Source organism: Mesorhizobium sp. CA7 (assembly GCF_020165015.1).
GTDB lineage: Bacteria > Pseudomonadota > Alphaproteobacteria > Rhizobiales > Rhizobiaceae > Mesorhizobium.
In genome coordinates this window covers 45,240-58,423 of record NZ_JAIUHH010000013.1, presented here as the reverse complement: position 1 = coordinate 58,423, position 13,184 = coordinate 45,240, and the positions used below count along the sequence as shown (strand labels likewise).

General features: G+C 65.6%; 13 protein-coding genes. 5 read left to right on the top strand and 8 right to left on the bottom strand.

Annotated features, from left to right (window positions below; genetic code table 11):
• The first annotated feature begins 139 nt into the window (after positions 1-139).
• From LB552_RS20915 to LB552_RS20895, 5 genes are all read left to right on the top strand, one after another.
• Positions 140-1,216, top strand: a complete 1,077-nt coding sequence (locus tag LB552_RS20915) for a LacI family DNA-binding transcriptional regulator (protein ID WP_224609906.1) — start codon at positions 140-142, stop codon at positions 1,214-1,216.
• Between the two features lie 60 nt (positions 1,217-1,276).
• Positions 1,277-2,266: a substrate-binding domain-containing protein gene (locus LB552_RS20910; protein WP_224522932.1), complete on the top strand. Its 990-nt coding sequence runs from the start codon at positions 1,277-1,279 to the stop codon at positions 2,264-2,266.
• Positions 2,267-2,406: 140 nt separating this feature from the next.
• Entirely contained in the window at positions 2,407-3,393 is a 987-nt protein-coding gene (locus tag LB552_RS20905; protein WP_224609904.1) for an ABC transporter permease, read from the top strand.
• Positions 3,390-4,166, top strand: coding sequence for an ATP-binding cassette domain-containing protein (locus LB552_RS20900; protein ID WP_224609902.1), 777 nt, complete (start codon positions 3,390-3,392; stop codon positions 4,164-4,166). Before LB552_RS20905 ends, LB552_RS20900 begins: the two co-directional genes overlap by 4 nt.
• Before the next feature lies 1 nt (position 4,167).
• The gene (locus tag LB552_RS20895) at positions 4,168-5,022 is read left to right on the top strand and encodes a sugar phosphate isomerase/epimerase family protein (RefSeq protein ID WP_140838949.1); all 855 of its coding nucleotides are present in this window, start codon (positions 4,168-4,170) and stop codon (positions 5,020-5,022) included.
• Between the two features lie 4 nt (positions 5,023-5,026).
• Here LB552_RS20895 and LB552_RS20890 read toward each other — a convergent pair whose 3' ends face one another.
• The 8 genes from LB552_RS20890 to pcaQ all read right to left on the bottom strand — a co-directional run bounded on the left by LB552_RS20890 (position 5,027) and on the right by pcaQ (position 13,148).
• Positions 5,027-6,472 carry an aldehyde dehydrogenase gene (locus LB552_RS20890; protein WP_224609900.1) on the bottom strand — a complete coding sequence of 482 codons (1,446 nt, stop codon included), beginning with the start codon at positions 6,470-6,472 and terminating at the stop codon, positions 5,027-5,029.
• 36 nt (positions 6,473-6,508) lie between these two features.
• Positions 6,509-7,294, bottom strand: coding sequence for a coniferyl-alcohol dehydrogenase (locus LB552_RS20885; protein WP_224610033.1), 786 nt, complete (start codon positions 7,292-7,294; stop codon positions 6,509-6,511).
• Between the two features lie 2 nt (positions 7,295-7,296).
• A complete protein-coding gene (locus tag LB552_RS20880) occupies positions 7,297-8,358 on the bottom strand; it encodes a branched-chain amino acid ABC transporter permease (protein ID WP_224609898.1) in 1,062 nt (353 codons plus the stop codon).
• Complete coding sequence (locus LB552_RS20875) at positions 8,355-9,251, bottom strand: branched-chain amino acid ABC transporter permease (RefSeq protein ID WP_224609896.1); 897 nt, start codon at positions 9,249-9,251, stop codon at positions 8,355-8,357. The genes LB552_RS20880 and LB552_RS20875 overlap by 4 nt, the downstream gene beginning before the upstream one ends.
• Positions 9,248-9,976, bottom strand: coding sequence for an ABC transporter ATP-binding protein (locus LB552_RS20870; protein ID WP_224609894.1), 729 nt, complete (start codon positions 9,974-9,976; stop codon positions 9,248-9,250). The genes LB552_RS20875 and LB552_RS20870 overlap by 4 nt, the downstream gene beginning before the upstream one ends.
• Positions 9,973-10,647 (bottom strand): ABC transporter ATP-binding protein, encoded by a 675-nt coding sequence (locus LB552_RS20865; RefSeq protein ID WP_224600990.1) that lies wholly within the window; start codon positions 10,645-10,647, stop codon positions 9,973-9,975. Before LB552_RS20865 ends, LB552_RS20870 begins: the two co-directional genes overlap by 4 nt.
• Before the next feature lie 85 nt (positions 10,648-10,732).
• The gene (locus tag LB552_RS20860; RefSeq protein WP_224609892.1) at positions 10,733-12,049 is read right to left on the bottom strand and encodes an ABC transporter substrate-binding protein; all 1,317 of its coding nucleotides are present in this window, start codon (positions 12,047-12,049) and stop codon (positions 10,733-10,735) included.
• Between the two features lie 181 nt (positions 12,050-12,230).
• Positions 12,231-13,148, bottom strand: a complete 918-nt coding sequence (gene pcaQ, locus LB552_RS20855; protein ID WP_095769789.1) for a pca operon transcription factor PcaQ — start codon at positions 13,146-13,148, stop codon at positions 12,231-12,233.
• Positions 13,149-13,184: the final 36 nt, after the last annotated feature.

Genomic DNA, 13,184 nt, shown 5'->3' with positions numbered 1-13,184 from the left:
TCCTCCGGGCGCGATTGGATCGCGTCAACCACGCATTCAAGTCTTACTCCCGATGAAACGATTTACAAGAACGAAAAATCGATTTATCGATTACAATAGCGAGGCAGAAAATCGGCTGCCTGCCCTCGGGAGGAGGTCAATGGCACAACACCAAACCCGGCAGCGGCGTCCGTCGATCCACGACGTGGCAAGCCATGCCGGCGTGTCCGCGGCCACCGTCTCCAAGGTGCTGGCCGGCGTCACCACGGTCAAGCCCGAAAATGCGCAGCGTGTTTTCGATGCCGTCGAGCATCTGGGCTATCGCGTCGATCCTTTAGCCTCCGATATGCGCAGGGCCAAGCGCCGCATCATCGGCGCCATCATGCCCGAGTTCGAAAGCGAGTTCTTCGGCCAGATGGTCACCGAGCTCGAAGGCCTTGCCGAGCAGCGCGGCTACACGTTGGTCGCCGCATCGAGCCGTGAATCGGAGGCGCGCGAGAAGGAAATCCTTGCCCGCATGCATGACTGGCGCGTTGCCGGCGTCGTGCTGGCGCCTGTGCGCAACGAGCATGGTCCGGCGGCCGCCTTCATGAAAGCCCACGGCATGACCGGCGTGCTGATCGACCGCGTCTTGTCCGACGACGCTTTCGACACCGTTTCGGCCGACAGCGCCGCCGCCAGCGCCGAAGTGGCGCGGATGCTGATCGGCAATGGGCACAGCCACATCCTGGTCATCGGCCTTGCCGAGCAGGCGGCGACGGTGCGGGCGCGCCTGGAAGGTTTTCGCAGCCAGGCCCTGGCGCTCAACCCATCGGTGCGCATCGACGTCATCACCTCGGAAGTCAGCGTCGAGCCGCTGAGGTCCTCGCTGCGCGATTACTTTGCCAGGGGAGAGCGGCCGACCGCCGTTTATTCGCTGCTTTTGAAGGGCACGCTCGTCGCGCTGTCCGAATTCCGCCGGCGCGGCTGGCATTGCCCGAACGACATCTCGTTGGTCGGCTTCGACGATGCGGAGTGGATGCAGGTGACATGGCCGGCGATCGCCGCCGTGGTGCAGCCGGTGCACCGGATTGCCAGCGAGGCGATGAACCTTTTGTTTCGCAGGGTCGAGGGTGATGTGGGACCACCCACGGCGCGGCTCGAGCCCTGCCAGGTGTTGATGCGGGAATCCGTTGGCTCGCCAGGCAGCGGTCCGCATTCCGGGGGAGGAGACCGACAACAGCCCCCATTGTCGTGAGCGGAAGCATGCGCCGGCCCTGGCCGTGGCATCCGGCGCCAAGGATCAACGGAGGATAGAATGATATCGCATTTCCCGAGGATAAATCGATTTACCCTTGCCGTGGGCGTCGCGCTTGCGTTTTCCGCCGTCGGCGTTGCCAAGGCCGAGGACGGCGAATATGGCGTGCTGATGAAGACACTGGCCAACCCGTTCTGGGGCGCGATGGCGCAGGGTGTCGCGGACGGCGCCAAGGAAGCCGGCGTGAAATATTTCCAGCAGGCGGCCGAGAGCGATCAGGCAGCCGAACCGCAGCTGAACCTCTGCAACACCATGCTCGAGCGCAAGCCGGTGGCGATGATCACCGCCGCCATCAACTCGACCAACCTCCTGCCTTGCCTGAAGTCGGCGCAGGATGCCGGCATCAAGATCGTCGACCTCGACAACAATCTCGACCAGGCGGTGCTCGACAAGGAAGGCGTCAAGGTCACCTTCCATATCGGCTCCGACAACATCGCCGCCGGCGCGCAGGGCGCGGAGTATCTCGCCAACAAGCTCGGCAAGGACGCCAAGGGTCCGGTGCTGGTGATCGAAGGCCTGTCCGGCAACATCACCGGCGAGAAGCGTGCCAAGGGTTTTGCCGACAAGCTGAAGGAGCTGGCGCCCGGCCTCGAAATCGTCGCTTCGCTGCCGGGCGACTGGGACCGCGGCAAGGCCGCTTCGATCGCCACCGACACGCTGACCGCGCATCCTGATCTCGTCGCCATCTTCTGCGCCAATGACGGCATGGCGCTTGGTGCAGTCGAGTCTGTCTATGCGGCGGGCAAGGGTTCGCAGGTGACGATCATCGGCGTCGACGGCAATGTCGACGCGGTGAAATCGATCAAGGAAGGCCGCCTCAATGCCTCTGTCGCGCAGCTTCCCTATCTGGTCGGCAAGCAGGCGGTGGAGAACGTCAAGAAGGCGCTCGGCGGCGAGAAGGTTCCGGAAAGCATTGCCGTGCCGACTTTGGTGCTGACCAAGGACGTGCTCGACGCCGGCAAGGAGCCGATGCTGCAATATGTGAAGTGAGGAAGGAAGGGAGTAGGGGAGTAAGGCAGTAGGGCAGTAGGGGAGTAGGGGAGCGCGGTTTGTGCTTCGTCCATCTTTGCCTACTCCCCTACTAACCTACTAACCTACTCCCCTACTGCCTTACCCGAAGGGTAGAAAAAATGGCTTCTGAACAGCCCGGCTTCTGGGCTCGGGTGCAGCGAGCATCCGTCGAAAGGCTCCACATCCGGCTGGAGTCGCTGGTGGTGCTTCTGGCGCTGAGCACGGCAATGGCGCTCCTGTCGCCCTATTTCCTGTCGCTCAGCAATTTCCTCAACATCCTGCTCGCGACCTCGACGATCGGCGTGCTGGCGATCGCCGCCACCTTCGTCATCGGTTCGGGCGGGCTCGATCTGTCGCTCGGATCGGTCATGGGGCTTGCGGGCGTCGCAGGCGCTTTCCTGGCGGTCAATCTCGGCTGGCCGTCGGTCTTCGCCGTCGCCGCCTGCATCCTGGCCGGCGGGATCGCCGGCTACATCAACGGCCAACTGGTCACCCGCGCCTTCGTGCCGGCCTTCATCGTCACACTCGGCATGCTAGGCCTGGCGCGCGGTCTGGCGCTGGTCATCTCGAAGGGCAGGGCGATCTACGGCCTGCCGCCCGAGATCGTCTATATCGGGCAGGGGCGGCCGTTCGGCGTCCCGATGCCGGTGATCATCCTGGTGCTGACGGCCATCGTCGCGCATGCGGTGCTCGCCTATACGCGTTTCGGCCGCCACACGCTGGCGCTGGGCGATAGCGAAGGTGCAGCACGAGCCGCGGGCATCCGCGTCGAGCATCACCGCCGCATCATCTACACGCTGTCGGGCGCGCTCGCCGGGCTTGCCGGCCTGCTGTTCACAGCCCGCGTCAATGCCGGCGATCCGACCGCCGGCATCAATTACGAGCTCACCGCCATCACGGCTGCAATCATCGGCGGCACCAATCTGTTCGGCGGCCGCGCCTCGATCCTCGGCACCATGATCGGCGCGCTGATCATGGGCGTCTTGCAGAACGGGCTGACGCTGCTTGCCGTGCAATCCTATTACCAGCAGATGGCGATCGGCGCGGTGCTGATCCTCGCGGTTTTCATCGACCAGTACCAGGTGCGGAAGGAGTCGCGCGTATGACCCTGCTTTCGCTGCGCGGCATCCGCAAAAGCTTCGGCGCGGTCGACGTGCTGCATGGCGTCGATCTTTCGGTCGCGGCCGGCGAGGTGGTCGGACTGGTCGGCGACAATGGCGCCGGCAAGTCGACGCTGATGAAGACCATCACCGGCATCTACCGTGCCGACACCGGCTCGATCGAGTTCGACGGCAAGGATATCCTGGCGCTGGACCCCGGTCAGCGGCGGCGCCTTGGCATCGAAATGATCTACCAGGATCTTTCTTTGGCCAAGCAACAGGACGTGGCGTCGAACATCTTCCTCGGTCGCGAACCGACGAAAAGGCTGTTCGGCCTGTTCCCCGGCTTCGTCGACAAAAGCGAGATGGATCGCCAAGCGTCGAAAATGATCGAGCGGTTGGGCGCGCATCTGCCGTCGATAAACCGGTCGGTCGGTTCGTTCTCCGGCGGCCAGCAGCAGACGGTGGCGATCGCGCGCGCGCTCACCTTCGATCCGAAGCTCGTCATCATGGATGAGCCGACTGCGGCGCTGGCCGTGCGCGAGGTGCAGAGCGTGCTCGATCTCATCCGGCGGCTGAAGTCCGAAGGCATCGCCGTCATCCTGATCTCGCACCGGCTGAACGACGTGCTGTCGGTCACCGACCGCATCGTCGTGCTGCGCCACGGCAGGGCGGACGCCGATCTCGTCACCGCCAGGACCAACATGAACGAAGTCGTCAGCCGCATCGTTGGCGGCGGCGATACGGCCGCAGCGGCGGCGCATGAGCAACGAGGCTGACATGAACACCTTCGGACTGCACACTTTCGCCATCGCACCGGTCTGGGACCTCGCCCGCATCGAGCCGCAGATGGACAGGCTCAAGGAATACGGCATCGGGCTGATGGAGATCCCTTTGCTTCGGCCTGAGGAGATCGACACCAAGCGGACGCGCAGCTTTGCCAATCACTATCGTGTTGAACTGGTCCCCTCGCTCGGCCTGCCGCGCGCGCTCGATGTGGTCGAACGGCCGGACGAGGCGCTGGATTTCCTCGAACCGGCTTTCCGGGTCTGCAATGAGGTCGGCGCGGAAGCGCTCGGCGGCGTCACCTACGGCACGATCGGCAAGACCACCGGCCGCGCGCCGACGCAAAGGGAAATCGACGGTATGTGCCGTTTCCTCGAACGCGCGGCGAAGGCGGCGAAGTCGCGCGGCCTGAAGCTCGGCATCGAGCCCTGCAACCGCTATGAGACGCACCTGATCAACCGCGGCATCGACGCGGCAAAGATCATCGAGCGCATCGGCGCGCCCAACATCTTCATTCATCTCGACACCTACCACATGCATATCGAGGAAGAGAGCTTTGCTTCCGGTTTCGAGGCGGCGGCGCCCTATCTCGGCTATGTGCATGTGTCGGAAGCCAACCGCGGCGTGCCGGGGCGTGGCATGCTGAACTGGGCGGCCTGCATGAAGGCCATCGCCGACATCGGCTATCAGGGCGCGATCACGCTCGAAAGCATGAACCATGTCGATGTCGACATCGCCGGCGGGCTCGCCGTGTGGCGGCCGGTGGCCGAGAATCCGCGCGACGTCATCGAGGTCGGACTGCCGTTCTTGCGCGAGGAGGCGAGGAAGGCCGGGCTGACGCTGGGGTGAACCCTCAGAACGGGTAGTGCTGTCCGGGATCCTCGATCGTCACCCAGCGCAGGTCGGTGAATTCGGCGATCGAGGCCTTGCCCCCGAAACGGCCATAGCCCGAGCCCTTGACGCCGCCGAACGGCATCTGCGCCTCGTCGCCGACGGTCGGGCCATTGATATGGCAGATGCCGGCCTGGATGCGCGCGGCGACGGCCATGGCGCGGCGGATGTCGCGGCTGAACACGGCGGAGGACAGGCCGTATTCGGTGTCGTTGGCAACGCGTACCGCCTCGTCCTCGCCTTCCACGCGAATGACCGGCTTCACCGGGCCGAAGGACTCTTCCGCATAGACGCGCATCGCGGGCGTCACGTGATCGAGGAGCGTTGCTTCGACGACCGTGCCGGAGCGCTTGCCGCCAGCCGCCAATTTCGCGCCCTTGGCGGTCGCGTCGGCGATCAGATCTTCCATCTTGTCGGCCGCCTCGCTGCTGATCAGCGAGCCGAGCACGACATGGCCGCGCGGGTCGCCGGCCGGCAGTTTGGAGGCACGCGCGGCAAGCTTGGCGACGAACTCGTCGGCGATCTTCTCGTCGACGATCAGGCGTTCGGTCGACATGCAGATCTGGCCCTGATGCATGAAGGCGCCGAAGGTCGCGGCATTCACGGCAGCGTCGATGTCGGCGTCGTCCAGCACGACCAGTGGCGCCTTGCCGCCGAGCTCGAGCAGCGCCGGCTTGAGGTGCCGCCCCGAGAGCTCGGCGATGATGCGGCCGACCTTGGTCGAGCCGGTGAAATTGACGCGCTTCACCGCCGGATGCGCGATCAGCGCCTCGACGATTGCCGCCGCGTCCTTCGGGTCGTTGGTGACGACATTGACGACGCCCTTGGGCAGGCCGGCCTCGACCAGCACCTGACCGATCAGGCGATGCGTGCCGGGGCATAGTTCGGAGGCCTTCAGCACCACCGTGTTGCCGCAGGCGAGCGGCATTGCGAGTGCGCGCGTGCCGAGGATGACCGGCGCGTTCCACGGCGCGATGCCGAGGCACACACCAGCCGGCTGGCGGATCGCCATGGCGAGCGTGCCCGGCTTGTCGGATGGAATAACCTCGCCGGAAATCTGCGTGGTCATCGCCGCCGCCTCGCGCAGCATGTTGGACGCCAGCATGACGTTGAAGCCCGCCCAGGGTCCGGTGGCGCCGGTCTCTTCCATCATCAGCTTGGTGAATTCCCCGACCTTCGAGGCCATGACGTCGGCCGCCTTCAGAAGCAGCATCCGGCGCTCGCCAGGTCCGGTCTTCGACCAGGCGTCGAAGGCTGCCGCCGCCGCATCTGCCGCGGCGTTGGCGTCGGCAATGCTTGCGGCGGCGGCGCGCGTCGCGAGCTTGCCGGTGAAGGGGTCCAGGCGCTCGTAAGAGGCTTTGCCGGTCGCCGCCCTTTCGTCGCCGTCAATCAGAAGTCCGATGTCCATGGGTTTCTCCCTCGCTTTCGCTGGAGCGTTGCAAAATTAGAAGCCAAGCACTTCCGCGTTGATCGACGCTTCGAGGCCGCCGTCGACCGGCACGTTGGCGCCGTTGATCCAGCGCGCGCCGTCGGAGCACAGGAACAGCACGACGGGCGCGATGTCGCCCGATGTGCCGGCGCGGCCGACGCGCGCGATATCGCTGTCGACCTTGGCGTCACCGAGGACCGAGCGGAACTGTTTCAGGATCGGCGTCTCGACCGGACCGGGGCTGACCGCGTTGACGCGAATGCCGCGGCTCTTGAACAGGTCCTGATGCGCCGCGCGGAAGGTCCACAGGAGCAAAAGCTCCTTCGAGACCGGATAGCCTTCCTCGTTCTTGACCGCGTGGTCGGCGATCACTCTGGCGGCATCGGGAAAGCCCTCGACGCCAACCATCGAGGCGGCTCGGTTGAGATTGGCGCGCCAGCCGAAGCCGGCGATGGAGGCGACATTGACGATGGCGCCGCCTTCGCGAAGCCTTGGCGCCATCGCTTCCGAGAGCGCGCGCAGGCCGTAGAAATTGACGGCGAGCGTCGGCGCCGCGCCCATATTGCCGGAAAGGCCGGCGACGTTGCAGAGCGCGTCGATGCGCTGCGGCAACCGCGCCACGAGGTCGTCGACGCCGGCTTTGGACGAAATGTCGGACTTGACGAAGACGCCCTGATGTCCGGCCGGCTCGCGCAGGTCGACGCCGATGACGTCGGCGCCGAGTTGGCCCGCGAGTTCCGCCGTGCGGGCGCCGATGCCCGAGGCGACGCCGGTGATGAGGATCGTCTTGCCGAACAGCATGCTCATGCCTTCTCGCTGTGTGCCGCAGTGGGTGCTGGTGAAATGGCCTCGCCGGTCGGATCCGCCACGCTGGCGGGAAGCCTGACGCGGTAGCCGACCGACAGCAGGCGCCAACCAAAACGCTCTTCGAGCGTGCCCCAGAGGCCGCGCGGCAAGAGCAGCGAGAAGACCAGTGCCGTGGCGCCGAGCCCAATCAGGTACCAGACGCCGGTGCCGCCGAACCAGGTCTCGATGAGGAAGAAGAGCAGCGCGCCGAGGATGGCGCCCTCGAAGGTGCCGATGCCGCCGACCAGCACCATGAAGATCATGTAAGCGGTCCACTGCACGTTGAAATAGGTCTTCGGCTGGAAGGTGGTCGCGGTGGCCAGCCACAGCGCGCCGGCGACGCCGATGCCGAAGGCGGCGAGCATGAAGAGCAGCCGCTTGGTGCCGGTGACGCGCACGCCGACGGAGGCCGCCGCATCCTCATTGTCACGGATGGCGCGAATGGCGGCGCCGGTGCTGCCGCGCAGCAGACCGAACAGGATCGCGAGCAGGGCGGTCATCGACGCCAGCGCCAGCCAGTAGATGGTCAGCCTGCGTGTCGACACATCGTAGACGTTGAGCGAGATCAGCGACGTGCCGGTCTCGCCCTGGATCAGCCGGTCGAGATTGACGAGCAGGTGGGTGAGCGCTGCGATCACCCACATGCCGATGGCGAACTCGCCGTTCCTCAAGCGCAGCATGAACAACGAGATCGGCCAGGACACGGCGCCGACGATGACCGCCGAAACGAAGAGCGAGACAAACGGATTGAGCCCGGCATTGGCGAGGCGGATGGCGAAGTAGGCGCCAAGGCCGAAGAACACCTGCTGGCCGACCGAGACCAGCCCGCCGAAACCGGCCAGCGCATTCCACATGGCGGCGAGGATCACATAGATGAACAAAGCGGTCATGCGATCGACCGCGCCGGCGGACAGGAACTGCGGCGCGATGGCAAGTAGCAGAATGATGGTTAAAACGCCGATGCCGGCGCTGCGCGAAGCGGGCGTGCCACGCTCGATGACCAGGGAGGCGGTGTTCATGAGGCTTTCCGCGTGGAGAGGCGCAGCAGGCCGCGCAGGCCGAGGCCGGAGGTGTACAGCCGGATGAACAGCACAATCAGGAAAGCGACGTGGCCGCCGATGAGGAAACCTTGCGGATGGATCCTGGCGCCGAGCGTCTGGGCGAGCGCCAGCACGATGCCGCCGATCAGCGTTCCCCAGAGCGAGCCGGCGCCACCGATGACGGCGGCTTCGAAGGCGAACAGCAGTTGCGTTGCGCCGGCATAGGGATCGAAGGTGGCGCGCATGCCGAGGAAGGCGCCGGCGAGACCGACCGTGACCATGGCGATTGCCGCGGCTATTGCCATGGAGCGGCGCGCGTCGACACCGACAATGCCGGCGGTATCAGGGTCTTCCGAGGTCGCGCGGATCGAGCGGCCTAACCCGGTGCGGGTGAGGAACAGTTGCAGTCCACCAAGCAGGACGACGGCGGTGATGAAGATGATCACCGCGAGCTTGCCGACATAGAGGCTGCCCGGCCATTCCCAGGAATCGTAGGACAGGCTGCCGATGAAGGGCGCCAGCGAGCGCGTGTCGGCGCCGAACTGTTCGAACAGCAAATTGTCGATGACGATGGCGAGGCCGAAGGTTGTGAGGATCGGCAGCAGCGCGCCGCCGCGCGCGCTGCGCTCGAGCAGGAAGCGCTGCAAGGCCCAGCCACTCGCTGCCATCAGCGGCAGCACGACGAGCAGGCCCAGAAATGGCGAGATGTGGAAGCGCGAGGCGAGCAGCCACAGCGCGAAGGCCGACAGCACGGCAAGGCTGCCATGCGCCAGGTTGATGATGCGCATCACCGAGAACATGAAGGAGAGGCCGCAGGCGATCAGCGCGTAATAGCCGCCGAGCAGGACGCCCTGGACGATCTGGTTCATCATGCCGGCACGCCTCCGGCGCCCTTCCGGTGCAGGCCGAAATAGGCCTTGGTCACCTCGTCGCGCGACACGCTCTTGCTGTCGCCGGCAAGGACGATCCGGCCCTCCAGCATGCCGATCACCTTGTCGGAGACGGAGAGCGCGCGGTTGAGGTCCTGCTCGACCAGGATGATCGTCGTGCCGGAGCCGATCAACCCCTGCAGGGAGGCATAGACGCGGTCGACGACCAGCGGCGACAGGCCGAGCGAGACCTCGTCGAGCAGGAGCAGATCGGGATTGCTCATCAGCGCACGGCCGATTGCGGTCGCCTGCTGCTCGCCGCCGGAAAGATGCCCGGCCTTGGCATGGCGGCGCGGCTTCAAGTTGGGGAAGGTGTCGAGCACGCGTTCGACGCTCCAGTCGCCGGGGCGGCCGGCAGTGCGGCCAAGCAGAAGGTTTTCCTCGACCGTCATCTGCACGAACAGCCGCCGGCCTTCGGGAACCAGGGCGATGCCCTTGCGGACGCGTTCATGCGAAGGCACACCGGAGAGATCGTCGCCGTCGAAGACTACACGGCCCGAGGCCGCCTGGTGCGCGCCGGCGATTGCGCGCAGCAGCGTCGTCTTGCCCGCGCCGTTGGCGCCGACCAGCGCCAGCGTCTCGCCGCGCTCGAGGCTGAAGCTGACGCCGCGCACCGCCTGCAGCAGGCCGTGGCGGACAACGAGATCCTCGGCCGACAGCAGGCTCATTTCGGGCCTCCGCCGAGATAGGCGCTGATCACCTGCGGGTCGGCCATCACCGCCTGCGGCTCGCCGTCGGCGATAATCTTGCCGGCGTCCATGCAGATCAGCCGTTCGGCCACTTGCAAAAGCACGTGGACGATGTGCTCGATCCAGACGATGCCGATCCTGCGGCGGCGCAATTCGCGGATGGTCTCGACGAGCTCGCCCGCCTCGCCGTCGGTCAGGCCGCCGCCGATCTCGTCGAGCAGAAGCAGCGTCGGTTTCGCGGCGAGCGCGCGGGCGAGCTCCAGCCGCTTGCGGTCGAGCAGGCCGAGCGTTTCGGCGCGGCGGTTGGCTATGCTGAGCATGCCGCAGAGCTTCAGCGAGCCGAGCGCTTCCTCATAAGCCTCGTCGCGGCCGAGTCCGGCGCCGTGCGAGGCGGCGACGAAGACATTCTCGAAGACGGTCATGCCGCCGAAGGGTTTCGGCACCTGATGGGTGCGCACCAGGCCCAGCCGGCAGCGCTGCGTGGCCGGCAGCGCGGTCACGTCATCGCCCTTGAAGGCGATGGTTCCGGCGCTCGGCGGATAGGCGCCCGAGAGCACGCTGAGCAGCGTCGTCTTGCCGGCGCCGTTCGGGCCGACGATGCCGACCGCTTCTTCGGCGCCCATGGCGAAGTCGATGTCGTCGAGCACCACAAGCGCGCCGAAGCGCTTGTGGATGCCGGCGGCGCTGAGGACGGCAGCGTTGGGCGTGGCGTTCACGATGCAGTCCCTCGACAGATCAGCCGTTGTAAGGCTGGAGCTTGGCCCCGACCGGCACGTTCGGGTCGGTGGCGTTCTCGGTCACGACATAGTCGAGCGGGAATTTCGAGCCTTCCTTGGCGGCGACCCATTGCGTGCCGATGATCGGGCCGGGGGACACGTTCGCGACGGGGCCGCTGGTGAAGTCGACCTTGCCGATCATGGTCTCGGTCTTCAGCACGCTCAGTGCCTTGGCGACCGCCGCCTTGTCCTTGGCGTTGGAACTCGCCTTCAGGGCTTCGAAGCCGGCGTCGAGCAGCGACATCGAGGCGCCGAGCTGCTGTGTCCACTGCTTGCCGCTCGCCGTCTCGTAACCGTCGGCAAGCTCGGTGCCGGAGACGCCGGTCAGCGGCGACTTGTAAGGGAAGGCCTTGTGCCAATAGGCGGCGCTTGAGATCTTCATGCCGAGATCGCCGAGCGCCTCGATGTCGGAGGGGAACAGGCCGGTCTTGGCGACCTGGGCGATCTTGATCTGCCGGGTCAGCCCCTGCTGCGCGGCCTGGCGCCAGAAGGCGGCGAAGTCCGGCGGGATCGGGAAGGAGTTGAAGATCTCGACGCCTTCCTGCTTGAACAGCGCAATCTGCGAGGAATAGTCGGTTGTGCCGGTCTCATAGGCGCCGGGATCGACGATCGTAAAACCCTGCTTGGCCAGGAGCGGCGCGAGGTTGGCGCGAATGGCGTTGCCGTCGGCGTCGTTCGGATACATGACGCCGACCTTCTTGTTGGTCTCGATCAGGTTCCACTGCGAAATATAGGTCTTGAAGAATTCGCCGACGCCGAAGCCGAAATGATAGGTCCATTTGAAAGGCGAGGGCGCGCCCGGCTTGGCGCCGCGGCCGAAATACCACGCCTCCCACGGCATGACGGTGGAGAGGCACGGCACGCCGGCCGCCTCGCAGGCATCGGCGACCGGGTTGATCACCTCGGGCGTGGAAACGGCCAGCATCAGGTCGATGGCCTGGTTGTTGATCAGGTCTTTTGCCAACTGGCCGGCGCGCGACGGATCCGACTGGGTGTCCTGGTCGAGGATCTCGACGCTGTATTTCTTGCCGCCGAGCTCGATGCCGTTGGCCAGGGCCTTGCGGGCGAGGTCCAGCACATAGCCGTCGGTTTCGCCGAAGCCGGCGAGCGGGCCGGTGCGCGGGCTGACGAAGCCGACCTTGAGCGTGTCGGCGGCCTGCGCGAAAGCCTTGCCGCGGCCGAACGCAAGTGCTGCGCCACCGGCCATCGATGTAGCAATGAACTGGCGTCGTGAAATGCCCGATATGGCGGGCTTGCTGCCGATATTATGAGACATCTGCTCCTCCCTCAGTCGCCGTTCGACACGACGGCAAACGGGTCTTCCGCTTGCGGCCGGACGGCACGGCTTTCGATCCTCCGGAGATCACATTGCACTAGCGGTTTGGTTCGGTAAAATGATATTTTACGGTGTTTTATTAACCGCTGGGTTAGCGAAATTCGAACTGCTAGCTCGATCGTCAGGCGTGGTGCCGCGCGGCTTCGCGGATCGTCTGCAACAGGATGGTGAAGGCGGGCGAGGGCGCGGTGTCGGTGCGCATGGTCAAACCCACCGGCCCTTTGGTCTCCTCCGTATCCACCGGCAGTGCGACGAAAGCGCCGCTGGCGATCTCATTGGCAACGACGCCGGCCGAGATGATCCATACAGCATTGCTCTGGCGCATGAAGGAACGGCCGAAGGAATCAGAAACGGTTTCGATCTCCGTGGCGGGCGCGGTCATGCCGTTGGTGATGAAGAGCCGGTCGACGAAGGGGCGTATGACGGATTCCCGCGTCGGCATCAGGACGGGGAAGTCGTCGAGCCGCGCGAAGATGTCTGCCCCGGGTTCCGACAGGGGATGCCCTGCCCGCACCACGAACAGCACCTGCTCGGAATAGAGATGTTCGAAGAAGAAGCCGGTCATGTGCTCCGGCGCCGCGAGCCGGCCGACGACGAGGTCGAGCGCGCCGACGCGCAACTGTTCGAGCAGCACGGCGTTCTCGCCGGTGACGATCTTGAGCGCGGCGCCGGTGTTTTCCTCGAGGAACAGGTTCATGGCGAGCGGCATCACGCGCGCCGACACCGTCGGCAGCGCGCCGATGCGGATCGGGTCGCGATGGAGAGCGCCGTCCTGGCGCACGGAATCGACGCCGCGCTTCAGCGCCGAGATCGCCGAGCCGGCATGGCCGAGGAAGATCTCGCCGAGACGCGTGACCCGGATGCCGCGCCCGTCGCGCTCGACCACGGCGACGCCGAGCGCTTCTTCCAGCTCACGCAAGGTCTTGGTCACGGCCGGCGCACTGACATGCAGGAAGTCGGCCGCGCGCGCCACGCTGCCTTGCCGAGCGACTTCGAGAAAGGCCTGCAGATGGCGGAAGCGGATCCGGCTTTCGGCCATGGTTCGATAACCTCAGAGTTAATGAAACGCCGCAAA

Bases quoted from the DNA above. Each gene is read 5' to 3' on its own strand.
- LB552_RS20890 (WP_224609900.1), bottom strand. From the start codon at position 6,472: ATGGACATCGGACTTCTGATTGACGGCGACGAAAGGGCGGCGACCGGC.
- LB552_RS20895 (WP_140838949.1), top strand. From the start codon at position 4,168: ATGAACACCTTCGGACTGCACACTTTCGCCATCGCACCGGTCTGGGAC.
- LB552_RS20910 (WP_224522932.1), top strand. From the start codon at position 1,277: ATGATATCGCATTTCCCGAGGATAAATCGATTTACCCTTGCCGTGGGC.
- LB552_RS20885 (WP_224610033.1), bottom strand. From the start codon at position 7,294: ATGCTGTTCGGCAAGACGATCCTCATCACCGGCGTCGCCTCGGGCATC.
- pcaQ (WP_095769789.1), bottom strand. From the start codon at position 13,148: ATGGCCGAAAGCCGGATCCGCTTCCGCCATCTGCAGGCCTTTCTCGAA.
- LB552_RS20880 (WP_224609898.1), bottom strand. From the start codon at position 8,358: ATGAACACCGCCTCCCTGGTCATCGAGCGTGGCACGCCCGCTTCGCGC.
- LB552_RS20905 (WP_224609904.1), top strand. From the start codon at position 2,407: ATGGCTTCTGAACAGCCCGGCTTCTGGGCTCGGGTGCAGCGAGCATCC.
- LB552_RS20875 (WP_224609896.1), bottom strand. From the start codon at position 9,251: ATGATGAACCAGATCGTCCAGGGCGTCCTGCTCGGCGGCTATTACGCG.
- LB552_RS20915 (WP_224609906.1), top strand. From the start codon at position 140: ATGGCACAACACCAAACCCGGCAGCGGCGTCCGTCGATCCACGACGTG.
- LB552_RS20870 (WP_224609894.1), bottom strand. From the start codon at position 9,976: ATGAGCCTGCTGTCGGCCGAGGATCTCGTTGTCCGCCACGGCCTGCTG.
- LB552_RS20860 (WP_224609892.1), bottom strand. From the start codon at position 12,049: ATGTCTCATAATATCGGCAGCAAGCCCGCCATATCGGGCATTTCACGA.
- LB552_RS20900 (WP_224609902.1), top strand. From the start codon at position 3,390: ATGACCCTGCTTTCGCTGCGCGGCATCCGCAAAAGCTTCGGCGCGGTC.